Here is a 22,455-nt window from a genome sequence, read left to right on the forward strand (position 1 = left end):
GTGGTGATCGTCCCTGAGCGAAAGCCCGGCCGCGCAAGGCCGGACTTTCCGCCGGGGTCAGGCAACCGCCGATGGCATCGGGCCGTCGGCGTCAGGAGCACGCAATGGATATCAATCTGACATTCATCGTCCAGGGCATCGCGTTCTTCGCGGTCGCCTGGATGGTGATGAAGTTCGGCTGGCCGCACATCATCGGCGCCATCGAGGAGCGCCAGCAGAAGATCGCTGAGGGCCTCGCCGCCGCCGACAACAGCCAGAAGGCGCTGGCCCAGGCCGAAGAGAAGGTCAACGAAGAGCTGCGCGCCGCCCGTGCCAAGGCCAACGAGATCATCGAGCAGGCGCACCAGCGCGCCAATCAGATCATCGACGCGGCCAAGAACGAGGCGATCGCCGAGGGCGCGCGCCAGAAGGCGCTGGCCGAGAGCGAGATCGTGGCCAGCACCAACCGCGCCCGCGAGGACCTGCGCAAGCACGTGTCCCAGCTGGCCGTGACCGGCGCCGAGAAGCTGCTGCGCCGCGAGATCGACGCCAACGCCCACAAGGCGCTGCTCGACGAACTGGCCGCAGAGATCTGACCGATGAGCCAGGCCCTCACGCTCGCCCGTCCGTATGCCCGCGCAGCGTTCTCGCTGGCGCGCGACGCAGGCAAGTTCGCCGACTGGTCCGACGCGCTCGGCTTCGCCGCGCGCGTGGCCGCCGACCCGCAGGCCGTGTCGGTGCTCGGCAACCCGAAGCTGACCGGCGCCGACGCGGTGGCGCTGCTGGCGCCCGACGGAGCCTCGGAGACCTTCGCCGACTTCCTCGCCCTGCTGTTCGACAACCACCGCCTCGCGCTGCTGCCGGAGATCGCCGGCCTGTACGAGGAGCAGCGCGCGGAGGCCGAGCGCATCGTCAAGGCCAGGATCACCTCGGCGTCGGCGCTGCCGGCCGGCGAGCTCGACAGCATCAAGGCCGCGCTGCGCAAGCGCTTCGGCCGCGAGGTGGAGGTCGAGACGGCGGTCGACGAGTCGCTGATCGGCGGCGCGGTGATCGACGCCGGCGACGTGGTCATCGACGGCTCGCTGCGCGGCAAGCTGTCGCGGCTGCAGTCGACGCTGGCCAACTAACAGAATTCATCTAGACAGCCGACGGCAACGCCGGCACACAGGGAAACACCCATGGCAACCACCACGCTCAACCCGTCCGAAATCAGCGAACTGATCAAGACCCGCATCGAGAAGGTCAAGCTGGCCGCCGAGGCGCGCAACGAAGGCACGGTCACCTCCGTGTCCGACGGCATCGTGCGCATCCACGGCCTGGCCGACGTGATGCAGGGCGAAATGATCGAGTTGCCCAACAACACCTTCGCCCTGGCGCTGAACCTGGAGCGCGATTCGGTCGGCTCCGTGGTGCTCGGCGACTACGAGCACCTGCGCGAGGGCGACACCGCCAAGACCACCGGCCGCATCCTGGAAGTGCCGATCGGCCCCGAGCTGCTCGGCCGCGTGGTCAACGCGCTGGGCGAGCCGATCGACGGCAAGGGCCCGATCAACGCCGCCGCGACCGCGCCGGTGGAGAAGGTGGCCCCGGGCGTGATCGCGCGCAAGTCGGTGTCGCAGCCGGTGCAGACCGGCTACAAGGCCATCGACTCGATGATCCCGATCGGCCGCGGCCAGCGCGAGCTGATCATCGGCGACCGCCAGACCGGCAAGACCGCGGTCGCGGTGGACGCGATCATCAACCAGAAGGGCACCGGCGTTAAGTGCATCTACGTCGCGATCGGCCAGAAGAACAGCTCGATCGCCAACGTCGTGCGCAAGCTGGAAGAGCACGGCGCGATGGCGCACACCATCGTCGTCGCTGCGTCGGCCTCCGAGTCGGCCGCGATGCAGTACATCTCCGCCTACTCCGGCTGCACCATGGGCGAGTACTTCCGCGACCGCGGCGAAGACGCGCTGATCATCTACGACGACCTGTCCAAGCAGGCCGTGGCCTACCGCCAGATCTCGCTGCTGCTGCGCCGCCCGCCGGGCCGCGAAGCCTACCCCGGCGACGTGTTCTACCTGCACAGCCGCCTGCTCGAGCGCGCCGCGCGCGTCAACGAGGAGTACGTGGAGAAGTTCACCGACGGCCAAGTCAAGGGCAAGACCGGCTCGCTGACCGCGCTGCCGATCATCGAGACCCAGGCCGGCGACGTGTCCGCGTTCGTGCCGACCAACGTGATCTCGATCACCGACGGCCAGATCTTCCTCGAGACCGACCTGTTCAACGCCGGCATCCGCCCAGCCGTGAACGCCGGCATCTCGGTGTCGCGCGTGGGCGGCGCGGCGCAGACCAAGATCATCAAGAAGCTCTCCGGCGGCATCCGCATCGCGTTGGCGCAGTACCGCGAGCTGGCGGCGTTCGCGCAGTTCGCCTCCGACCTGGACGAGGCTACCCGCAAGCAGCTCGAGCGCGGCCAGCGCGTGACCGAGCTGATGAAGCAGAAGCAGTACGCGCCGATGTCGGTGGCCGAGCAGGCGCTGTCGATCTACGCGGTGGACAAGGGCTACATGGACGACGTGCCGGTCAACAAGATCGGCGCCTTCGAGGAAGCCCTGCACGCGCACTTCGCCAACACCGCCGGCGAGCTGATCAAGTCGGTCAACGCCAGCGGCGACTGGAACGACGAGATCGAGGCCGCCTACAAGAAGGGCATCGAAGAGTTCAAGGCGACCGGTTCCTGGTGATTGTGCCTCGGTGATCGCGCGAAGCGGGCGGAACGGCCCGCCTTGCGCGGAATGGCGGACCCGGTCCGCATCACGACGATCGAATAGCGAGCAAGAGATGGCAGGCGGCAGAGAAATCAAAACCAAGATCAAGAGCGTGCAGAACACCCGCAAGGTGACGCGCGCGCTGGAAATGGTCTCGGCCTCCAAGATCCGCAAGGCGCAGGAGCGCATGAAGGCCTCGCGCCCCTACGCGCGCGCCATGAAGCAGGTGATCGGCCATCTGGCGCAGGCCAACTCCGAGTTCCAGCACCCGTACCTGGTCGAGCGCAAGCAGATCAAGCGCGTCGGCTACATCATCGTCTCCAGCGACCGCGGCCTGGCCGGCGGCCTGAACAACAACCTGTTCCGCAAGCTGCTGCTCGAGTTCCGCAAGTGGCAGGAGCAGGGCGTCGAGGTCGACGTGGTCACCATCGGCCAGAAGGCCTCGGTGTTCTTCCGCCGCATCAAGGTGGAGATGCTGGCCACGGTGACGCACCTGGGCGACCAGCCGCACCTGGAACAGCTGATCGGCGTGATCAAGGTCATGCTCAGCGCCTACAGCGACGGCAAGGTCGACAAGGTCTTCCTGAGCTACAACGACTTCGTCAACACGATGACCCAGCGCGCGGCGTTCGACCAGCTGCTGCCGCTGCCGGAGTCGGAGACGCAGATCGCCCACCACGACTGGGACTACATCTACGAGCCTGACGCGCAGACCGTGCTGGAGCACGTGCTCACGCGCTACATCGAGTCGCTGGTGTACCAGGCGGTGATGGAGAACGTCGCCTCCGAGCACGCGGCGCGCATGGTGGCCATGAAGGCCGCCAGCGACAACGCCACCAAGCTGATCGGCACGCTGAACCTGGTCTACAACAAGGCCCGCCAGGCGGCGATCACCCAGGAGATTTCCGAGATCGTCGGCGGCGCCGCGGCGGTCTGAGTTCGACCGGGACCGCCGACCGCGCAAGCGGCGGCCCCGGGCTGCAAGCAAAGCGGTTCGATGCGCGAAGGGTTCGACAGCGACATCCAATTCAGACCTAAGGAGAGACCACCATGAACAAGCTCGTGATCGCCATCGCGCTCTGCGCCGCGCTCGCCGCCTGCAAGAAGGAAGAGGCGCCTGCCGCCGATGCCGCCGCCGCCCCGGCCGCCGAGGCGCCCGCCGCCGAAGCCGCTGCTGCGCCTGCCGCCACGCCGGGCTCCACGCTGCCGCAGGAATGCCAGGACTATCTGGCCCGTGCCCGCGCCTGCTTCAGCAAGGCCGGCAACGCGGCCGCCGTCTCGGCATTCGACGGCGCGGTCAAGCAGGCCGAGGCGCAGTGGAACCAGATGGCCGACAAGAGCCAGCTGGGCCCGGTGTGCAAGAACGCGAACGACCAGTTCTCGCAGCAGGCCGCCGCCCTGAAGTGCGAGTGATGGCGTAACGCCGTCCCCGCCCGCGACAGCGGGCGGGGGCATCCCCGGATGTTTGGCAAAGCCGCGCCTGCGCCAGGCTTTGCCGAACACCCGAACACATTGCGATCGATCCAGATCAGAGGCCCGGCGATCCGAGGCCGGACTTTTCAAACTTAGAGCGAGCCAGTGACATGAACACCGTCGAGAAAACCAGCGCCAATACCCAAGGCAAGATCGTCCAGATCATCGGCGCCGTCGTCGACGTCGAATTCCCGCGCGAGAGCGTGCCGAAGGTGTACGACGCGCTGAAGGTGCAGAACACCGCGATCACGCTGGAAGTGCAGCAGCAGCTGGGCGACGGCGTGGTGCGCGCCATCGCGCTCGGTTCCACCGACGGCCTGAAGCGCAACCTGATCGCCGTGAACACCGGCAAGGCCGTGTCCGTGCCGGTCGGCGCCGGCACGCTGGGCCGCATCATGAACGTGCTCGGCGAGCCGATCGACGAGGTCGGCCCGATCGACACCAAGGACCACTGGGAAATCCACCGCGGCGCGCCGAGCTACGAAGACCAGGCCTCGGCCAACGAGCTGCTGGAAACCGGCATCAAGGTGATCGACCTGATGTGCCCGTTCGCCAAGGGCGGCAAGGTCGGCCTGTTCGGCGGCGCCGGCGTGGGCAAGACGGTGAACATGCTCGAGCTGATCAACAACATCGCCACGCAGCACAGCGGCCTGTCGGTGTTCGCGGGCGTGGGCGAGCGCACCCGCGAAGGCAACGACTTCTACCACGAGATGATCGAGGCCGGCGTCATCAACTCCGACAACCTATCCGAGTCGAAGGTGGCGATGGTGTACGGCCAGATGAACGAGCCGCCGGGCAACCGCCTGCGCGTGGCGCTCACCGGCCTGACCATGGCCGAGTACTTCCGCGACGAGAAGGACGCTTCCGGCAAGGGCCGCGACGTGCTGTTCTTCGTCGACAACATCTACCGCTACACCCTGGCCGGCACCGAAGTGTCGGCGCTGCTGGGCCGCATGCCGTCGGCGGTGGGCTACCAGCCCACGCTCGCCGAGGAAATGGGCGTGCTGCAGGAACGCATCACCTCGACCAAGACCGGCTCGATCACCTCGATCCAGGCCGTGTACGTGCCCGCGGACGACCTGACCGACCCGTCGCCGGCCACCACCTTCGCCCACCTGGACGCGACCGTGGTGCTCAGCCGCAACATCGCCGCGCTCGGCATCTATCCGGCGGTGGATCCGCTGGACTCGACCAGCCGCCAGCTCGATCCGAACGTGATCGGCAACGAGCACTACGATACCGCGCGCCGCGTGCAGGCCACGCTGCAGAAGTACAAGGAGCTGAAGGACATCATCGCCATCCTCGGCATGGACGAGCTGTCGGAAGAGGACAAGCAGGCCGTCTCGCGCGCCCGCAAGATCGAGCGCTTCTTCTCGCAGCCCTTCACCGTGGCGCAGGTGTTCACCGGCGCGCCGGGCAAGTACGTGTCGCTGAAGGACACCATCCGCGGCTTCAAGATGATCGTCGACGGCGAGTGCGACCACCTGCCGGAGCAGGCGTTCTACATGGTCGGCGGCATCGAGGAAGCGATCGAGAAGGCCAAGAAGCTCTCCGCCTAAGACTGCTGTCCCCTCTCCCGCTTGCGGGAGGGGGAAGAAAAGAAAAGCGAGTTACTTATGAGCACCATCCGTTGTGACATCGTCAGCGCCGAGCAGGAAATCTTCCACGGCGAGGCGGAACTGATCGTCGCCACCGGCGAGATGGGCGAGCTCGGCATCGCCCCGCGCCACGCGCCGCTGATCACCCGCCTCAAGCCGGGCAAGGTGGTGGTGACGCAGCCCGGCGGCACCACCGTCGATTTCGCCATCTCCGGCGGCATCCTCGAGGTGCAGCCGCAGCTGGTCACGATCCTGGCCGACACCGCGGTGCGCGCCCAGGACATCGACGAGGCGGCGGTTCGCGCGGCCAAGGAAGAGGCCGAGCGCGTGCTGGCGCAGAAGGATCCGAAGATGAGCGTGCAGGAGGCCGAGCAGCAGCTGGCCATGAGCCTGGCGCAGCTGCAGGCGCTGGAGCGCCTGCGCAAGAACATCAAGCACTGACGGATCCGCCACGCGAATCTCCGACGGCGCCGGCGAAAGCCGGCGTCGCCGTATCCGCGGCCGCGATTGCGTCGTCGCGATGACGGGCCGACGGCATCGCTTCCGCCGCCGCATTCATTTATTGCGGCGAGCGAGGCAACGAGTTCAGGTTGATCGATCTGCAACCGCCATCACGCGCGTTAAGCGTCGCAGCGATCCGCAAACGTTGAAAATCCGCCCTGCGGGAGTGGAGCGCCGGCGACCGGAGCGGAGTGGGTGTTGCCGACTTCTGATGCTCCGCTTCCGCTTCCCGCGCAAGGGCGAGTAAGACAGGGGGCCACGCAGGAATTCCGATGTCGCCGTGCTGGCGCGGCGGCTTGATTCCCTTCAATGAGGCCCATCATGTTCATCAAGTCGAAGCTGTTCCTGGCTGCACTGGCGGTACTTGCAGCCATTCCCGCGAATGCCGAAATCCGCTTCCCGGGACTTTACAGGTCGGTTGCCGAAAAAACCCTGGAAATTCCGATCAGCTACGGATGGACCACATCTCCCGAACGGCGGGTGATCTACAGCGTCGGGCCGCTCAACCTGATCTACGACCGCAGCAATTTCGTGGACGTCAGTTTCCAGGCGGGCCTGACCAAGCGCTGCGCGGGCACCGTGCGCGTGGGCTACTACGTCGTGCGCACCAACAGCCCGACCGGCACCGACGGCTTCTTCGTGACCCGCTACGCGGTCGTGGACCTGCCCGAAAGGCCGAGCTCGCCGGAGAACCTGCCGCTGGAGACGGACGAGGGCATCAACCACTCGATCTCGCAGGCGTCCTCGTACCAGTACAAGTACGGCGACCCGCTGGTGCAGAAGGCCTATTTCAACGTGGTGATGTTCGCCAATTCCTACGACAGCTCGTGCATCGGGCAGACCCTGCAGCTCAAGGGCAACGATGCCCACGACTACCACGGCGAGCTGGTGGTGAAGAACTACTGAGACCGGCGGCGACCGGCTTTGCCGCAGCAGGCGCGTCCGGGAGCCTCGGATTTCCCGAGGTTCCCGGCCGTTCCAAGGCTGCGGCGATCCGCCTCGCTAGCGCTTGTACACCCAGTGCCGCGACACCAGGAACCCGAACAGCGCGAGCACCGCTTCGACGCCCGGCTTGGCCAGCCACGCCCAGCGCAAGCCGAGGTGGCCGTCGATCGCACCCATCGCCCAGGTGCTGGCCGCCGTCGTGCACAGCCACAGCGTCACGAACCGCCGCAGCTGGGTGCGGCCGAGGGCGGTGTCCTCGCCGGCGAAGGTGAAGCGGCCGTTGAGCCAGTAGCCGAGCAGCGCGCCGCTGACGCGGCCGGCGATGTTGGCCGGCACGATCGGAACGCCGAGATGGGTGAGCGCCACCATCACCGCCCAGTCGAGCAGCCACTGGATGCCGCCGATGACCAGGTAGTAGCTGCCTTGCCGGCGCAGGCTCACGGCGGGTCTTCTCCGACGGCCGGCATCCGCCACAGTTCGGCGTCGCCGACGCGTTCGGCCCGCGCCGCGCCGCTGTCGGAGATGGCCTTGCGCAACGCGGGGCCGGCGGCGGGCGTCAGCAGGATCCAGCGCGCCCGCGAGGAGGCGAACAGCTCGCGCCAGCGCCGGCCGCTGCGGTCGGCCTCGGCGGCAAGACGCGCCGCATCGAGCGTCGGATCCTGCAGGGACACGGTGCGGCCGCGCCCGGCGAGCTCGGCGACGTAGCCGCGCTCGGGATCGGTGGCCAGCAGGATCGAGCGGTCGTCGGCGGGCAGCGAGGCGATGAGCATGCGTTCGGGCGCGTAATTCGCCAGTACGGTTGCAGCATCGCCGCCCGAGCGCAAGACGCGCTTGAGCGCGGCGGAGTGGTGGGTCCAGCCGGCATTGGCCTGGAAGGCGAGATTGAGCACGCACAGGCCCGCCAGCATCCAGCCGAAGCCGCGCCCCAGCACCGCTTCGCTGCGCGGCACCGCCGCGGCGAACAGCAGCACCATGCCGGGAAAGGCATAGCGCGCGTACTGCAGCGGCAGCAGCGGCAGCACGACGGTCATCGCGGCGGCGAGCGCGAAGGCGCGGTGTCGGCGACGCAGCAGCGCCAGCGCCCAGGCGCCGGCCAGCGCCAGCAGGCCGAAGCCGATGCCGCCGTCCCAGGCCTCCAGGTAGCGGTCGGTGTCCACGGTCATGCGCCAGGGCAGGGCGAACGATGCGCCGGCGTGCCAGCGCGGATCGGCGAAGTCGCGCAGCGGGAAATAGGGCGAGGCGAAATGGCTGTTGAGCAGCGGCAGTATCGGGTTGCCGGTGCGCGACCATGCGAACCAGTAGCTCGATCCGCCGATCGCGATGGCGATGACCACGGCGACCGACAGGCGGCGCCAGTCGGCCTCGCGCCGATGCACCCAGGCCGCGTACGCCAGCAGCGGCAGCGCGGTCCACAGGTGCATGAGCTTGAGCGCGGCCAGGCCGCCGACCAGCACCGCGGCGGGATAGAGGCGCGCGCCGTTGCCGGGCAGCAGCACCGCCGCCAGCGCGATCAACGCGGCCATCGCCGGCAGTTCGGTCTGCATGCCCGCCGCCAGCCACACCAAGGGCGGAAAGCTCGCGAACAGGGCGATGCAGGCCCAGCGTTCGCGCGCGCTCGCCTGCAGGCGCGCTGCCGCGCTCCACAACGCCGCGCCGGCCGCGGCGATCCACAGGGCGTTGACGGCGCCGCGCGCTTCCTGGCGCGCCAGCACCGCCGCCACGCCCTGCAGCACGTCGCCGGCCCAGGGCGCGAACGACCAGATCTGGTGCTCGGGCTGCGGCGCGTAGCGCGCATGCAGCAGCAGCTGCGAAGGCAGGCCGAGGTGGTAGCTCAGATCGTCGGCCTGCATCGTCGGCAGCCAGCACGCGGTGGAGGCCAGGCCGAGCAGCATCACCGCGAACGCGGCCCATTTCGGCGCGGCCGCGACGCCGGCTCCCCAGGCCGCGCGCATCTCGCGCCAGGCCTGCAGCAGCCGCGCGTGCCGCCAGGCGACGATCGCCAGCAACAGCGGCCACCACAGCCAGGCGGCGTGGATCGGCAGCGTCAGGCACCAGCCGGCAATGCCTGCGATCGCCAGCAGGCCGACCGGAAGCGCGATGCCCGGCGTTGCATTCACGCCCAGGCCGATCGCCAGCGCGGCGGCCGCGAGCGTCGCGACCGCCAGCAGCGCGAGAGGGCCGGCGAAATAGGCCAGCGCCGCGCCCCACACCAGCAGCAGCGCGGAAGCCGGCGGCCAGCGCAGCAATCGGCACAGCGGCCATGCCAGCGCGGCGCCGAGCAGCGCCAGCGCGAGCGACAGGCCGAAACGTTCCCACGGCAGCGCGTTCCAGAGCCGGTGCGTGCCGATCGCCGCGATCGCGAGTGCCGGTCCCGACGCGATCAGCAGGGCAGGGCCCGCGGTCGGCCAGGCGCGTTGCCAGCGTTGGATCATCGGCGAGGGAGGCGGGAAGGGTCAGGCATCGTAACAGCGGGGGACGTTAGAATCCCGCCGTCCCGCCACCGGAAGCCCCCATGTCCGCTCCCCTGCACGTGATCATCCTCGCCGCCGGCGAGGGCAAGCGCATGAAATCGTCGACGCCCAAGGTGCTGCAGAAGATCGCGGGCCGGCCGATGCTGGCGCACGTGATCGCGGCGGCGCGCGAACTGCAGCCGGCCGGGCTGCATGTCGTCTACGGCCACGGCGGCGACCAGGTGCGCGCGGCCCTGGCCGACCAGGCCGACCTGCAATGGGCGGAGCAGACGCAGCAGCTGGGCACCGGGCATGCCGTGCAGCAGGCGATCCCGGCCATCCCCGACGGCGCGCAGGTGCTGGTGCTGTACGGCGACGTGCCGCTGATCACGGCGGCCACGCTGCGCGCGCTGCTGGCCGCCGGCGGACGCCTGTCGGTGCTGGTGGCCGAACTGGAGGACCCGACCGGCTACGGCCGCATCGTGCGCGATCCGGAAGGGCGCGTGGGCGCCATCGTCGAGCACAAGGACGCCGACGAGGAGCAGCGACGCATCCGCATCGTCAACACCGGCATCCTCGCCGCCGAGGCCACCGCGCTGAAGGGCTGGCTGCAGCGCCTGTCCAACGACAACGCCCAGGGCGAGTACTACCTCACCGACGTGTTCGCGATGGCGGCGGCCGAATACAGCGCCGCGGAGATGGTGGCGGTCGCCGATCCCATCGAGACCGAGGGCGCCAACGATCCCTGGCAGCTGGCGCAGCTCGAGCGCGCATTCCAGCTGCGCCAGGTGCGCGCGCTGTGCGTGCAGGGCGTGCGCTTCGCCGATCCGGCGCGCGTGGACATCCGCGGCACCGTCGCCGTGGGGCGGGACGTGGAGATCGACGTCGACGTGGTGTTCGAGGGCGAGGTCACGCTCGGCGACGGCGTGCGCATCGGCCCGTTCTGCCGCATCCGCGGCGCCGCGCTGGCGGCCGGCAGCGAGGTGCGCGCGCATTGCGACATCGACGGCGCCAGGACCGAGGGCGCGGTGCAGATCGGCCCCTATGCGCGGCTGCGCCCGGGCACGGTGCTCGCCGACGGCGTGCACGTGGGCAATTTCGTCGAGACCAAGAACGCCACGCTCGGCGTCGGCAGCAAGGCCAACCACCTGACCTACCTCGGCGACGCCGTGGTCGGCAGCGGCGTAAACGTCGGCGCCGGCACCATCACCTGCAACTACGACGGCATCAACAAGTTCGTCACCACCATCGAGGACGGCGCCTTCATCGGTTCCAACACCGCCCTGGTGGCGCCGGTGACTGTGGGGCGCGAGGCCACCATCGGCGCGGGCTCGGTGATCGGCAAGGACGCGCCGGCCGGCAAGCTCACCGTGGCGCGGGCGCGCCAGGCGACGGTCGAGGGCTGGCAGCGTCCCAAGAAAAAGACCTGAGCATGGCGGTCGCGCGGATCCGCCCGGGACGCGCGGAGGAAGCGCAGGCGCTGATCGCGATCGAGCGCCGGGCCGTCCGACTGCTGCGCGGCCACGAGGCCCATGCGCTTTTCGCGGCGCTGACCACGGCGCCGGAAACGCATGCGCGGGCTGCGGCGCAAGGACGCTCGTGGGTGGCCGAGGCCGATGCGCGCGCCGTCGGCTACGCGCTCTACGAGCTTCCCGACGGACCGGAGGCCGCGGCGCACCTGCTGCAGATGGACGTCGATCCCGCCTACGGACGGCGCGGCATCGGCCGTGCCCTGCTCGAACGGGCCTGCCAGGCCGCGGCCGCGCAAGGCGCGCGCGAGATCGTGCTGACCACGCTGGCCGATGTGCCCTGGAACGCGCCCTTCTACGCCGGCGCGGGATTCGTCACCGTGCCGGAGCAGGCGTATACGCCGCAGTTGCGCGCGATCCTGGCGCGCGAGCGCGCGGCCGGCTTTCCCATGCATCTGCGCGTGGCGATGCGCAGGGCATTGCGGGAGGATTGAGGCATCGCCGATGGCGGTCCGCGGCTGCTTCGCTCAGTCCGGCAGCACGATCGACACGCACAGGCCGCCGCCCTCACGATTGAGCAGGGCGATGCGGCCGCCGTGCGCCTCGGCGATCTCGCGCGCCAGCGCCAGGCCCAGTCCGGTGCCGTTGCGCTTGGTCGAATAGAACGGCAGCAGGGCGTTGGCCAGCACCGCCTCGTTCATGCCGCTGCCGCGGTCCAGGATCTCGATCCGCCACGCGCCGGGGACGTGGCGCAGCACCATGCGCACCTCCTGGTGCGGAGACCCGGATTCGTGGGCGTTCTTGAGCAGGTTGAGCAGCGCCTGCTCCATCTGCGCCGAATCGATGCGCACGGTGCCGTCGTCCGGATGCAGGTCGACGGCGAAATCCACCTGGTCGCGCAGTTGTCCCAGGAACCGCGACCAGGCGACCGCTTCCAGCCGCGGCGCGGGCAGCTTGGCGAAGCGCGCGTAGTCGCGGATGAAGCCTTCCAGGTGGCGCGCGCGCTCCTCGATGGTGGTCAGCGCCATCGGCAGCCGCTCGTGCTGGCCGCGGCGCAGCAACTCGGCGCCCGAATGCGCCAGCGAGGCGATCGGCGCCAGCGAGTTGTTCAGCTCGTGGCTGATCACGCGGATCACCTTTTTCCAGGTCTGCACTTCCTGGCGGCGCAGCTCGGCGGTGAGCAGGCGCAGCATGATCAGTTCGTGCATGCGGCCGTTGAGGCGGAAGTGGCGGCGCGAGAGGTGATAGATGTCCTCGTTATCGGCCTCGCCCACGGTGAACATGCCGTCGCCGCCGCGGGCGAAGGCTTCCTGCATCGCGGTCTCGGCGCCGGCGAGCACTTCTTCGAACGCATGGCCCTCCAGGCGGCGGCCGCTGCCGAGCATCCTGCGCGCCGCGACGTTGCCGAGCACGATGTGCCGCGAGGGGTCCACCAGCAGCATCGCCACCGGGGTGTTCTGCACCATCGTGTCGAGCAGCAGCTCGCGCTGCACCAGGGCCAGGCGCTGCTCGCGCAGGGTGTCGCCGAGACGGTTGTGGCTGTCGACCAGCTCGCGCAGCTCGCCCTGGCCGTCCCAGGACAGGCCGAAGCTGTAGTCGCCGTCGCGGTAGGTGGCCACGCTGCCGGCCAGCGCCCGGAACAGCGAGCGCATCGGCGCGAAGGCGCGGTAGACCTGATAGGCGAGCACCGGCGCGAGCACCGCCATCGTCGTCAGCACCGCCGCCCACGGCGCCAGCCATCGCACCAGCACGAGCGCCAGCGCGGCCGCCGCCAGCATGTACAGGCAGGCGAGCAGCACGTAGATCAGGCCGAGCGGGAAGCGGTGCAGCCAGCGCATGGGCAGGGGGACGAGGGAGGGAAGGGCGGTGGCGATCGCGGGCCGTCGCGCAGCGGGCGCGGGGCTGGAACCGATGCCGTCGCGCGCATGAAAGCAAACGCCGGGCGCAAAGGCAAAAGCGGATGCCGGGAACGCGGGAGGCGCGGGCAGCCGACGGCGATCAAACGCGGCCGGCCTCAGTCGCGGCGGATGCCGAGCCGTTCCAGGCGCCGGTAGAGCGCCTGCCGCGACAGGCCGAGATCGGCCGCGGCCTGCGCCAGCACGCCGCCGTGCCGCTCCAGCGCGTGCTCGATGGCGGCGCGGTCGGGTTCGGCGACGGCCGGGCCGGCGGCAGCGCCCTCGGCCGCGGGCAGGCCCAGGTCGGCTTCCGACACCGTGTCCCCGCGCGCCAGCAGCGCCGCGCGCTGCATCGTGTTGCGCAGTTCGCGCACGTTGCCGGGCCAGGGATGGCGCAGCAGCAGGCGTTCGGCGCCGGCGCTCAGCCGCACGCCCGGCGGCAGGAAATGCCGCGCCAGCGGCAGGATGTCGCGGGTGCGCTGCGCCAACGGCGGCAGGCGCACCTCGATGCCGTTCAAGCGATAGTAGAGATCCTCGCGGAACTGGCCTTCGGCGATGAGCGCGCGCAGGTTGGCGTTGGTGGCGCTGACGATGCGCACTTTCACCGTGCGTTCGCGATTGCCGCCCAGGCGCTGGAAGCGGCCGGTTTCCAGCACGCGCAGCAGCTTGACCTGGCCGGCCTGCGGCAGCGTGCCGATCTCGTCGAGGAACAGCGTGCCGCCGTCGGCGGCCTCGAACTTGCCTTCGCGCGACTTGCCGGCGCCGGTGTAGGCGCCGGCCTCGGCGCCGAACAGTTCGGCTTCGATCAGCTCGCCGGGCAGGGCGCCGCAGTTGAGCGCCACGAACGGGCCGCCGCTCACCTTCGAATTGGCGTGGATGATCTCGGCGTACTTCTCCTTGCCGGCGCCGTTGGGGCCGGTGATCAGCACCGGGATCTCGGCGTGCGCGACCTGGCAGGCCAGGGCCAGCGTGTTCTCGCTGGCGGCATCGGCATAGATGATCCCGCGCAGGTCGTAGTCGCGCAGCAGCGCGTCGCGGCGCTCGCGTTCGCCGGCATCGCGCTGCGCCAGTTCGCGGCGCGTTTCGGCCAGTTCCAGCAGGTTGTTCACCGTCGCTAGCAGGCGGCGATCGTCCCAGGGCTTGGCGAGGTAGTCGGCGGCGCCGGCCTTGACCAGGTCGATGGCCGATTCCAGGTGCGTCCAGGCGGTCAGCAGCACGACGGGCAGGTCGGGATGGCGGGCGCGGATGTCGTGGAACAGGGCGACGCCTTCCTCGCCGGACGTGGTGTCGGCGTGGAAGTTCATGTCCTGGATGACCAGATCGATGTCGTGGCGGCGCAGGGCCTCCAGCCCCGCCAACGGGGACTCCGCGCGCAGCGTGTCGATCTCCTGCAGGGAGAACAGCATCTCCAGCGCGGTGGCGACCGCGGGGTTGTCGTCGATGACCAGGATGGTAGGCATCGCAACAGATTAAACGCTTCTGGTGGCGACCGCCGGCGGTACCGAGGCGGCGCGCCGCGCCGGCCAGAACACCGCCACCTGGCCGAGCAGCCACAGGATGCCCGCGCCGATAGGCAGGTAGAGCAAGGGCAGGCGCGGCAGCTCGTACCTGGCCATCAGCAGCTGGTTGATGCCGTAGGCCAGCAGCATGCCCAGGACGATGCCGAGCGTGGCGAGCAGGAAGTTCTCGGCCTGGAAGTAGCGCAGGATCTGCCCGCGCGTGGCGCCCAGGGCGCGGCGCACGCCGATCTGCTTGGTGCGCTGCTGCACCCAGAAGCTGGCCAGGCCGACGATGCCCAGCGCGGTGACCACCAGCAGCGCCAGGCACACGGTGACCAGCAATGCCACCATGGAGCGGTCGTTGCGGAAGAAGTCGCTGCGGATGGTCTGGTAGGTCTGGTTGACGATCAGCATGCGGCGCGCGTCCACCTTGTCCAGGGCGGCGGCGGCCTCGCGCATCACCCGTTCGCGTTCGGCCGGATCCTTCACGCGCAGCACGTAGATGCCGCCGTCGTAGGTCTCGCGGATCGGCAGGATCATCGCGTAGTCCAGGTTGCCGTCCGACCAGTTCGGGCGGCCCAGCGTCTGCACGACGCCGATGATGGTCAGCGCGATCGGGCCGATGTAGACCACCTTGCCCACCGCGTTCTGGCCGGGAAAGAGCTTGTTGGCCACGGCGGTGTTGACCAGGATCGGGCTGCGCAGCGTCTTGAGGTCGCTGTCGGTCATGCTCTCGATCCTGGAGACGTCGACGTATTCGTCGGCGGCGAAATCCCGGCCGGACACGATCTTCAGCCCGAGCGTGCCGACCATCTCCTCGCCGGCCCGGTAGAAGGCCACGCCCAGGCTCGATTGCTCCTGGTCGGGCGAGAGCGCGATGCCCGAGTTGGAGGAGGAGGAGGTCAGGAACGGCAGCTGGTTGGTGATCGTGGCCCGTTCCACGCCCGGGATCGCGCGCAGCGCCTGCAGGTCCTCGCGCGTGATCGCGTCGATGTTCGCCGGCTTGCCAACGCCCGACACCGACATCTGGATCAAGCGGTCCTCGTCGACCCCGCTCGGGCGCCGCATGCCTTCCGCGCGCTGGGCGACGATGAACAGCGCGTTGGCCACGATCGCGCAGGTGACGGCGATTTCCAGCACGAGCAGCAGCGCCGCGGTCTTGTGCCGCATCAGGGTGGAGAGGATGGGGCGAAGGTGCATGGCGCGGTTCCGGATGGGAAGGGCGAACGCGGAACGGGGCGGATCCCCGCTTCCGGCTTCACTGCGATTTGAGCTGGATGGCGGGCATGACCTGCATCGCGCGCCAGGCCGGCAGCAGCCCGGCCAGGACCGAGACGGCGATCGAGAAGGCCAGCGTGGCCAGCAGCATGGTGAGGTCCAGGCGCGCGAGGTCGGCATAGTTGGTCGGTTGCTGGCGCACGCCCCACAGCCCGAGCAGAGCCAGGGCCAGGCCGCCGATCCCGCCGGCGGCGCCGACCGTGCCGGCCTCCACCAGCGCCTGCAGGAAGATCGCCCGGCGCGAGGCGCCCAGGGCGCGGCGCACGCCGATCTCGCCGCTGCGGCGCAGGAACTTGGCCAGCAGCAGACCGACGGTGTTGAGCAGGCACACCAGCAGGAAGCCCAGGGCCAGCCAGACCTGCAGGCGCACGTCGCCGGGCACCACGCGGTTGGTGTCGAGCCAGTCCATCACGTCGTGCAGGCGCGTGTTGGCCGGACGCTCGAAGCGGCCGTCGCTCTTCTGCTGGGCGGAATAGTTGTCCAGGTAGGCCTTGAACTCCCGGGCCTGGCCGAGATCGTCCAGCTCCACCCAGTACTGGATCCAGGTGCAAGGGGCATTGAGGCCGAGCTGGTCGTTGGTGGGCTGGTCGCCGTAGCAGTTCATGTTGCCGCGGCGGCCGAGCTTGAGGTCGAGCGCGGTGGAGAAGGGCAGGAACAGCTGTTCGCTGCCGCCGTAGCCGCCGTTGGTGATGTCGAAGAAATACGGCGCGGGCGACCAGTCGTCGATGACCCCGACGATGCGAACGCCGACGTCCTCGACCAGCAGGGTGCGGCCGACGCTGTTGCCGCCGCCGAACAGCTTGTCGTTGAGCTTGCGGCCGATCACCGCGACGCGGCCGTGCCGCTCGTCGTCCTTGTCCGACCAGGGGGTGCCGTACAGGAACGGCACCTCGAACATCGGGAAGAAATCCGCCGTGGCATGGCGCGAATCGATCCGGAAGGGCTTGGCCGTCCGGCCCTCGGACTGCACCGCGGCGCTGCCGCCGACCATCATCGCCTGGCGCCTGGCGTGCTTTTGCCGCAGCAGTTCCTCTGCATCGAAGCGCGTCATCTGGCTTTCCGGTTCCTCGCCTGGCGTGTAGCCCCGCGCCGGGCGCGGGTCCATGCGCACGTAGAACAGGCGGTCGCTCTTGGACGGGATCGGGTCGCCGGAGAGCACGCGGAACACGGTGAGGGTGGTCATGCTCGCGCCGATGCCCAGCGCGATCGCCAGCACCATCAGCGCCGTCAGCACCTTGTTGCGCCGGAAGCTGCGCAGGGCGAGCTTGAAGTAGTAGCCAAGCATGGACGGCTCTCAGGCGTTGACGAGGGACAGGCCGGACGCGCGCGGGGCGCGCGTCTCAGCCGGTGTTTTGCGGCAGGGCTTCACGGGGTCGGGCATGCACGGCATGGGCGGTGCTCGGAAGGGAAACCGGGGAGGACGCTTTCGCTCAGACGCTCCTGGTGGCGACCGCCGGCGGCACCGAGGCGGCGCGCCGCGCCGGCCAGAACACCGCCACCTGGCCGAGCAGCCACAGCGCCAGGGCGCCGATCGGCAGGTACAGTAGCGGCAGGCGCGACAACTCGTATTTGGACATCAGCATCTGGTTGATGCTGTAGGCCAGCAGCATGCCCAGGACGATGCCGAGCGTGGCGAGCAGGAAGTTCTCGGTCTGGAAATAGCGCAGGATCTGCCCGCGCGTGGCACCCAGGGCGCGGCGCACGCCGATCTGCTTGGTGCGCTGCTGCACCCAGAAGCTGGCCAGGCCGACGATGCCCAGCGCGGTGATGAACAGCAGGCCGACGCAGACCGCGCCCAGCAGCCAGGCCATCGCCCGCGGCCCCTGGTAGAACTCCTCGCGCAGTTCCTGCATGGTCTTGGTGTTGTCCTGCAGGATGATGCGGGTGCTGCCGTTGGCGCGCAGCGTCGCGACGGCGGCCTTCAGCACCTCCGCGCGACGGCCAGGATCGGTGCGGATCAGGTAATTGCCGCCGACGTTGTAGTGCGGCCGGACCGGATAGATGATGCTGTATTCGCGCTCGGCGGGGCCGCCGCGCATGTTAGGGCGCACCAGGTGCTCGACCACCCCGACCACACGCGTGGGCTGGTCGCCCTGGCTGTAGAAGACCTGGCCGACCGCGTCCTTGCCGGGATAGAGCTTCTCCGCCAGCTTCCTGGTGATGATCGCGACGGCGATGTTGCCGTCCTGGCTCTTTTCCACGTCATCGTATTCCAGGTATTCATCGGGCTGGAACTCGCGCCCGGAGACCAGGCGCAGTCCGAGCGTGGAGATGAAATGGTCCTCGGTGTAGTAGTTGGTCGCGTTCAGGGTCGGGCGCTCCTGCTCATTGATCAGGCGCACGCCGCTGTTCCAGGAGGAATTCACGAACGGCACCTGATTGACCACCGTCGCATCCTTGACGCCGGGCAGGGCGCGCAGTGCGGCCAGGTCGCTGCGGGTCAGGGCCGAGGCATCGGCGTCCTTGCCGATACTGGTCAGCTGCACGCGCACCAGCTCGTTCTCGGCCACGCCGCTGACTTCGTGGATTTGCGATACGCGGTCGCTGATCATGTACAGCGCATTGCAAAGAATGGCGCAGGTCAGGGCAATCTCCACCACGATCAGGGCGGCGGCGGTCTTGTGCCGCATCAGCGTGGAGAGGATGGGACGCAGTTCCATGGAACGTCTCCTGGAGCAGTCGCAGGGGAAGGGGCTATTGCGATTTCAGTTGCAGGGCCGGCGCGATCTGCATCGCGCGCCACGCGGGCAGCAGACCGGCGACGAGACTGGCGGCGACGGCCAGGACGAAGGTCGTCAGCAGCATGCCCAGGTCCAGGTGGGCGAGTTCGGCATAGCTGGAGGGCTGTTGGCGCACCGCCCACAGGCCGAACAGCGCCACCCCGAGGCCGAGCACGCCGCCCGCCAGGCCGACCGTGCCCGCCTCGACCACGCACTGGCCGAAGATCGCCCCGCGCGAGGCGCCGAGGGCGCGGCGCACGCCGATCTCGCCGCTGCGGCGCAGGAACTTGGCCAACAGCAGGCCGATGGTGTTCACCAGGCATACCAGCAGGAAGCCCATGGCCATCCACATCTGCATCACCACGTCGTTGGGCACCACCTTGTTGAACTCCAGCCATTCCATGACGTTGCGCAGGCGCATGTTGGTCGGGCGCTCGAAGCGGCCGGCCGCGCGCTGCTGGTCGGAATAGTTGGTCAGGTAGTTCTTGTACTCGGCCACCTGCTGCGGCGTGTCCAGTTCCACCCAGTACTGGATCCAGACGCAGGGCGCGTTGACGTCGGTGTTGTCGCCGTTGCCGTCGCCCCAGCAGTCGATGCTGCCGTTGCGGGCCATGGATAGGTCGCGCGAGGTGGAGAAGGGCAGGAACACGTCCTCCAGTTCGCCATAGCGATCGCTGTTCATGTCGTAGAAGCGCGGCGTCGGGCGCCATTCGTCGGCGATGCCGACGATGGTGAACTCGCTCTTGTCCAGGCGGATCTGCTTGCCGACGTTGTTGCCGCCGCCGAACAGCTTCTCGTTCAAGTCCTTGGTGATGACCGCCACGCGCGCATGCGCCTCGTCTTCGCGCGCCGACCAGCCGTTGCCGTACAGCATCGGCACCTCGAACATCGGGAAGAAATCGGCCGAGGTGAAGCGGGCGTCGCTGAGGAACGGCACCATGCCGGACCGGTCCGGCGTGACGGAGACGCCGCCGCCGGTCATCAGCGCCTGGCGCACGCCGCGCTTCTCGCGCAGCAGCGTTTCCGCGTCGAAGCGGGTGAGTTGCGCCTGCGGCTCCTCGCCCGGCACGTAGCCGCGCGCGACCTCGGCATCGAGCTGCGGGTAGAACAGCTTGCCGCTCTTGCCCGGGATCGGGTCGCCGGACAGCACGTGGAACACGGTGAGCGTGGTCATGCTGGCGCCGATGCCCAGCGCGATGGCCATCACCATCAATGTCGTCAGTACCTTGTTGCGCTTGAAGCTGCGCAGGGCGAGCTTGAAGTAGTAGCCGAACATGGGCGGCCTCAGGCGTCGGCGGTGGAGGCGGGGGCCGTGGCCTCGCGCGTCAGGCTGGCGCCGGCCGAGAGGTCGGTGGCCATGCCGTCGACGATATGCACGTTGCGCTGCGCGCGCGCGGCCAGTTCCGGATCGTGGGTCACCATGATGATGGTCGTGCCCTGCGCGTTGATCTCCTCCAGCAGCTCCAGCACGCTGCGCGCCATCTGCGAGTCCAGGTTGCCGGTCGGCTCGTCGGCCAACAGCAGGCGCGGACTGCCGGCCAGGGCGCGGGCGATGGCCGCGCGCTGCTGCTGGCCGCCGGAAAGCTCGGCAGGATAGTGGCGGGTGCGCGAACCCAGTCCGACCAGGCCGAGCGCGTCCTCGATGCGCAGCTTGCGCTCGCTGGCCGGCATGCCGCGGTAGCGCAGCGGCACGTCGCAGTTGTCGAACAGGTTCAGGTCGGGGATCAGGTTGAAGCCCTGGAAGATGAAGCCGATCTTGCGGTTGCGCAGCCGGCTCCTGGCATCGTCGGAAAGTCCGCGCACGTTCTCGCCATCGAGGATGAACTCGCCGCTGGTGAAGGTCTCCAGCAGGCCGGCGATGTTGAGGAACGTGGTCTTGCCCGAGCCGGAGGGGCCGGTGACGGCGACGAACTCGCCTTCCTTCACGTGCAGGTCGAGCGAGCGCAGGGCATGCGTTTCGACCAGTTCGGTGCGGTAGATCTTGGAGACGGATTGCATGTGCAGCATGAGGGAGTCCTCGAAGGCGTCGGTGTCGATGCGGTTGGATCAGACGATGCGGAAAAGGGCGGCGTGCGCGGCGGCGGGCAGGTAGCCCGGCGCGGGCCTGGCATGCCGTGCCGAAGGCGCGGCGTTGGCGGCGGCCGCCAGCGGTTCGATCTGGTAGCGGAACATCTCGTGCAGCCGCAGCGGCACGGCGTCGGTCAGCTCCTGCGGCGACCAGTGCGGGTGGAACGGAATGCCGTCCTGCGACGCGCCCGACCGTGCGCGGCCGGAGGTTTGCGAAGAGAGGCGTTCTTGCGAGGGGATGTGCATGGCCATGTTCATTCTCCAGAGATGCGGATGCTCTCGGCGTCGCCGAACAGGTCGGTGCCGGAGACCACGATGCGTTGGCCGGGCTCCAGCCCGGAGCGGATTTCGACGTTGCTCAAGCTGCTGACGCCGGTTTCGATCGGACGACGCACGGCGCGGCCGCCTTCCACCACGTAGGCGAAGCGTCCGCCGTCCTGTTCCAGGAACGGGCCGCGCTCGACCATCAGCACGTTGCGGCGGGTATCGAGCACCACGCGCGCGGACAGGCGCTGGTTCTGCCGCAGTCCCGGCGGCTGCTGCCCCTGCGCGAAGCGCAGGCGCGCGTTGACCTCGCCGTTGACCACCTCCGGCGAAACCGCCGAGATCTCCGCCGGATAGGTCTTGCCCTGGCTGGCGATCTGCGCCGGAATGCCGATGGCGAGGTCGCGGGCAAAGCTTTCCGGGACCTTGATCTCGACCTCGAACTTGGTCAGGTCGACCACGCCCAGCACCGGGCCGTTGGCGGTCACGCTGGTGCCCTGCGCGATCTGCACCTGGCCGACCTGGCCGTCGAAGGGCGCGCGCAGCGTGAGCACGTCGACCTGGCGGCGCGCCTCCTCGGCGATCGCGCGCTGGCGGTCGGCGAGCAGCTGCTTGTTGCGCGCGTCCAGGCTGGCGCCTTCGCCCTGCAGCGCGAACTCCTTGCGCGCCGCCGCCAGGCCCAGATCGGCCTTCTTCAGTTCGTCCTGCGCCTTGGCGTATTCGTTCTGGGACACCGCACCGCCCTCGTAGGCGCGCTGGTAGCGCTCCAGGTCGCGCTGCGCGGCGGTGCGGGTGATCTCGGCCTGGTCGAGCGTCTTGCGCGCGTTCGAGCGCGCGAGCTGGGCGTCGAGCACCGCACGGCTGGCTTCGGCCTCCATGCTGGCGAGCGTGGACTCCTCCTGCGCCAGCTTGCTGCGCAGCTCCGGGCTGTCGATCACGGCCAGCTCCTGGCCCTTGCGCACCTTGTCGCCGGCGACCACCTTCAGGCTGACGGTGCCGGCGGCGATGGCGTACAGGGTGGGGCTGTTGGCGGCGATCACGCGGCCGTCGGCGGAGAGGTCGCGCACCAGATCGCCGCGCTTGACCTCGGCGATGCGCAGGCGGCTGGCGTCGAAGGAGCGCCCGCCCGAGGCCCAGCCGGAGATCACCCAGATCGCCAGCGCCAGCACCGCGGCGGCGATGGCGGCGCCGATCAGCCAGGGCTTGCGGCGGCGCAGCGGCGAGGGCGGACCGGCCAGGGTCTGGTCCTGGCCGGAGGTGTCGCGGATACGGAAGCGGGTGGCGGTGTCCATGCGATGCGGGCGACGGAAGCGGATCTTGCCCTGTACTCAGCAAGCGCCGTGCCAAACCACAAGTGCATGATTGGATTGATAATTTTTACGAAGCAAAGTGTCCGGGCGGACACTCGGAGCGTCCGCCCGGACACTTTGCCCCGGACACCGGGCTTGAACGGCGCGTTCAAACATCGCCGGACCGAACCCATACACTGTCGCGCTACGTTTTCTGGAGTCCCGGCCCTATGTGCGGCATCGTCGGCGCGATCGCGGATCGCGATGTGGTTCCC

The 22,455-nt window shown here is 69.1% G+C and carries 21 protein-coding genes; 10 read left to right on the forward strand and 11 right to left on the reverse strand.

Translation table 11 applies throughout. The features are described 5' to 3' along the window. Positions 1–104: 104 nt before the first annotated feature. From MD221_RS14735 to MD221_RS14770, 8 genes are all read left to right on the forward strand, one after another. Positions 105–575, forward strand: coding sequence for a F0F1 ATP synthase subunit B (locus tag MD221_RS14735; RefSeq protein WP_242112631.1), 471 nt, complete (start codon positions 105–107; stop codon positions 573–575). 3 nt (positions 576–578) lie between these two features. Beyond that, complete coding sequence (locus tag MD221_RS14740; RefSeq protein WP_242112633.1) at positions 579–1,106, forward strand: F0F1 ATP synthase subunit delta; 528 nt, start codon at positions 579–581, stop codon at positions 1,104–1,106. A gap of 51 nt (positions 1,107–1,157) precedes the next feature. Further along, a complete protein-coding gene (atpA, locus tag MD221_RS14745) occupies positions 1,158–2,708 on the forward strand; it encodes a F0F1 ATP synthase subunit alpha (RefSeq protein ID WP_242112634.1) in 1,551 nt (516 codons plus the stop codon). Positions 2,709–2,805: 97 nt separating this feature from the next. After that, on the forward strand, positions 2,806–3,669 hold the full coding sequence (atpG, locus tag MD221_RS14750; RefSeq protein ID WP_242112635.1) for a F0F1 ATP synthase subunit gamma: 864 nt from the start codon (positions 2,806–2,808) through the stop codon (positions 3,667–3,669). Positions 3,670–3,782: 113 nt separating this feature from the next. Further along, the gene (locus MD221_RS14755) at positions 3,783–4,145 is read left to right on the forward strand and encodes a hypothetical protein (protein WP_242112637.1); all 363 of its coding nucleotides are present in this window, start codon (positions 3,783–3,785) and stop codon (positions 4,143–4,145) included. Positions 4,146–4,315: 170 nt separating this feature from the next. Further along, complete coding sequence (atpD, locus tag MD221_RS14760; protein ID WP_242112639.1) at positions 4,316–5,764, forward strand: F0F1 ATP synthase subunit beta; 1,449 nt, start codon at positions 4,316–4,318, stop codon at positions 5,762–5,764. 57 nt (positions 5,765–5,821) lie between these two features. Further along, positions 5,822–6,244, forward strand: a complete 423-nt coding sequence (locus MD221_RS14765; protein WP_242112641.1) for a F0F1 ATP synthase subunit epsilon — start codon at positions 5,822–5,824, stop codon at positions 6,242–6,244. Between the two features lie 381 nt (positions 6,245–6,625). After that, a complete protein-coding gene (locus tag MD221_RS14770) occupies positions 6,626–7,210 on the forward strand; it encodes a hypothetical protein (protein WP_242112642.1) in 585 nt (194 codons plus the stop codon). Between the two features lie 96 nt (positions 7,211–7,306). Here MD221_RS14770 and MD221_RS14775 read toward each other — a convergent pair whose 3' ends face one another. Both MD221_RS14775 and MD221_RS14780 read right to left on the reverse strand, forming a co-directional pair. Then, positions 7,307–7,690, reverse strand: a complete 384-nt coding sequence (locus tag MD221_RS14775) for a GtrA family protein (RefSeq protein ID WP_242112643.1) — start codon at positions 7,688–7,690, stop codon at positions 7,307–7,309. After that, entirely contained in the window at positions 7,687–9,681 is a 1,995-nt protein-coding gene (locus MD221_RS14780; RefSeq protein ID WP_242112644.1) for a hypothetical protein, read from the reverse strand. The genes MD221_RS14775 and MD221_RS14780 overlap by 4 nt, the downstream gene beginning before the upstream one ends. 80 nt (positions 9,682–9,761) lie before the next feature. On the opposite strand from MD221_RS14780, the gene glmU reads away from it, so the two are divergent. Both glmU and MD221_RS14790 read left to right on the forward strand, forming a co-directional pair. After that, the gene (gene glmU / locus MD221_RS14785) at positions 9,762–11,129 is read left to right on the forward strand and encodes a bifunctional UDP-N-acetylglucosamine diphosphorylase/glucosamine-1-phosphate N-acetyltransferase GlmU (protein ID WP_242112645.1); all 1,368 of its coding nucleotides are present in this window, start codon (positions 9,762–9,764) and stop codon (positions 11,127–11,129) included. 2 nt (positions 11,130–11,131) lie between these two features. Continuing rightward, positions 11,132–11,662, forward strand: a complete 531-nt coding sequence (locus tag MD221_RS14790) for a GNAT family N-acetyltransferase (protein ID WP_242112646.1) — start codon at positions 11,132–11,134, stop codon at positions 11,660–11,662. A 33-nt stretch (positions 11,663–11,695) separates the two neighbouring features. Here MD221_RS14790 and MD221_RS14795 read toward each other — a convergent pair whose 3' ends face one another. The 9 genes from MD221_RS14795 to MD221_RS14835 all read right to left on the reverse strand — a co-directional run bounded on the left by MD221_RS14795 (position 11,696) and on the right by MD221_RS14835 (position 22,183). After that, positions 11,696–13,006, reverse strand: a complete 1,311-nt coding sequence (locus MD221_RS14795) for a sensor histidine kinase (RefSeq protein ID WP_425602289.1) — start codon at positions 13,004–13,006, stop codon at positions 11,696–11,698. Positions 13,007–13,182: 176 nt separating this feature from the next. Then, positions 13,183–14,523: a sigma-54-dependent transcriptional regulator gene (locus tag MD221_RS14800; RefSeq protein ID WP_242112647.1), complete on the reverse strand. Its 1,341-nt coding sequence runs from the start codon at positions 14,521–14,523 to the stop codon at positions 13,183–13,185. A 9-nt stretch (positions 14,524–14,532) separates the two neighbouring features. Then, positions 14,533–15,762 (reverse strand): ABC transporter permease, encoded by a 1,230-nt coding sequence (locus MD221_RS14805; protein ID WP_242112648.1) that lies wholly within the window; start codon positions 15,760–15,762, stop codon positions 14,533–14,535. Between the two features lie 58 nt (positions 15,763–15,820). After that, positions 15,821–17,125: an ABC transporter permease gene (locus MD221_RS14810; RefSeq protein ID WP_242112650.1), complete on the reverse strand. Its 1,305-nt coding sequence runs from the start codon at positions 17,123–17,125 to the stop codon at positions 15,821–15,823. Between the two features lie 145 nt (positions 17,126–17,270). Beyond that, positions 17,271–18,500, reverse strand: a complete 1,230-nt coding sequence (locus MD221_RS14815) for an ABC transporter permease (RefSeq protein WP_242112651.1) — start codon at positions 18,498–18,500, stop codon at positions 17,271–17,273. Positions 18,501–18,534: 34 nt separating this feature from the next. Continuing rightward, entirely contained in the window at positions 18,535–19,836 is a 1,302-nt protein-coding gene (locus MD221_RS14820) for an ABC transporter permease (protein WP_242112652.1), read from the reverse strand. An 8-nt stretch (positions 19,837–19,844) separates the two neighbouring features. Then, positions 19,845–20,567: an ABC transporter ATP-binding protein gene (locus MD221_RS14825; RefSeq protein WP_242112653.1), complete on the reverse strand. Its 723-nt coding sequence runs from the start codon at positions 20,565–20,567 to the stop codon at positions 19,845–19,847. A gap of 39 nt (positions 20,568–20,606) precedes the next feature. Beyond that, the gene (locus MD221_RS14830) at positions 20,607–20,879 is read right to left on the reverse strand and encodes a hypothetical protein (protein WP_242112654.1); all 273 of its coding nucleotides are present in this window, start codon (positions 20,877–20,879) and stop codon (positions 20,607–20,609) included. Positions 20,880–20,881: 2 nt separating this feature from the next. Next, positions 20,882–22,183, reverse strand: a complete 1,302-nt coding sequence (locus tag MD221_RS14835) for an efflux RND transporter periplasmic adaptor subunit (protein WP_242112655.1) — start codon at positions 22,181–22,183, stop codon at positions 20,882–20,884. Positions 22,184–22,455: the final 272 nt, after the last annotated feature.

This window comes from Luteimonas aquatica (assembly GCF_022662575.1).
Taxonomy (GTDB): Bacteria; Pseudomonadota; Gammaproteobacteria; order Xanthomonadales; family Xanthomonadaceae; genus Luteimonas; species Luteimonas aquatica.

What these genes read in the sequence shown, in the direction of transcription:
- MD221_RS14735 (WP_242112631.1), top strand. Translation starts at nt 105, where the DNA reads ATGGATATCAATCTGACATTCATCGTCCAGGGCATCGCGTTCTTCGCG.
- MD221_RS14740 (WP_242112633.1), top strand. Translation starts at nt 579, where the DNA reads ATGAGCCAGGCCCTCACGCTCGCCCGTCCGTATGCCCGCGCAGCGTTC.
- atpA (WP_242112634.1), top strand. Translation starts at nt 1,158, where the DNA reads ATGGCAACCACCACGCTCAACCCGTCCGAAATCAGCGAACTGATCAAG.
- atpG (WP_242112635.1), top strand. Translation starts at nt 2,806, where the DNA reads ATGGCAGGCGGCAGAGAAATCAAAACCAAGATCAAGAGCGTGCAGAAC.
- MD221_RS14755 (WP_242112637.1), top strand. Translation starts at nt 3,783, where the DNA reads ATGAACAAGCTCGTGATCGCCATCGCGCTCTGCGCCGCGCTCGCCGCC.
- atpD (WP_242112639.1), top strand. Translation starts at nt 4,316, where the DNA reads ATGAACACCGTCGAGAAAACCAGCGCCAATACCCAAGGCAAGATCGTC.
- MD221_RS14765 (WP_242112641.1), top strand. Translation starts at nt 5,822, where the DNA reads ATGAGCACCATCCGTTGTGACATCGTCAGCGCCGAGCAGGAAATCTTC.
- MD221_RS14770 (WP_242112642.1), top strand. Translation starts at nt 6,626, where the DNA reads ATGTTCATCAAGTCGAAGCTGTTCCTGGCTGCACTGGCGGTACTTGCA.
- MD221_RS14780 (WP_242112644.1), bottom strand. Translation starts at nt 9,681, where the DNA reads ATGATCCAACGCTGGCAACGCGCCTGGCCGACCGCGGGCCCTGCCCTG.
- glmU (WP_242112645.1), top strand. Translation starts at nt 9,762, where the DNA reads ATGTCCGCTCCCCTGCACGTGATCATCCTCGCCGCCGGCGAGGGCAAG.
- MD221_RS14790 (WP_242112646.1), top strand. Translation starts at nt 11,132, where the DNA reads ATGGCGGTCGCGCGGATCCGCCCGGGACGCGCGGAGGAAGCGCAGGCG.
- MD221_RS14795 (WP_425602289.1), bottom strand. Translation starts at nt 13,006, where the DNA reads ATGCGCTGGCTGCACCGCTTCCCGCTCGGCCTGATCTACGTGCTGCTC.
- MD221_RS14800 (WP_242112647.1), bottom strand. Translation starts at nt 14,523, where the DNA reads ATGCCTACCATCCTGGTCATCGACGACAACCCCGCGGTCGCCACCGCG.
- MD221_RS14805 (WP_242112648.1), bottom strand. Translation starts at nt 15,762, where the DNA reads ATGCACCTTCGCCCCATCCTCTCCACCCTGATGCGGCACAAGACCGCG.
- MD221_RS14810 (WP_242112650.1), bottom strand. Translation starts at nt 17,125, where the DNA reads ATGCTTGGCTACTACTTCAAGCTCGCCCTGCGCAGCTTCCGGCGCAAC.
- MD221_RS14815 (WP_242112651.1), bottom strand. Translation starts at nt 18,500, where the DNA reads ATGGAACTGCGTCCCATCCTCTCCACGCTGATGCGGCACAAGACCGCC.
- MD221_RS14820 (WP_242112652.1), bottom strand. Translation starts at nt 19,836, where the DNA reads ATGTTCGGCTACTACTTCAAGCTCGCCCTGCGCAGCTTCAAGCGCAAC.
- MD221_RS14825 (WP_242112653.1), bottom strand. Translation starts at nt 20,567, where the DNA reads ATGCTGCACATGCAATCCGTCTCCAAGATCTACCGCACCGAACTGGTC.
- MD221_RS14830 (WP_242112654.1), bottom strand. Translation starts at nt 20,879, where the DNA reads ATGGCCATGCACATCCCCTCGCAAGAACGCCTCTCTTCGCAAACCTCC.
- MD221_RS14835 (WP_242112655.1), bottom strand. Translation starts at nt 22,183, where the DNA reads ATGGACACCGCCACCCGCTTCCGTATCCGCGACACCTCCGGCCAGGAC.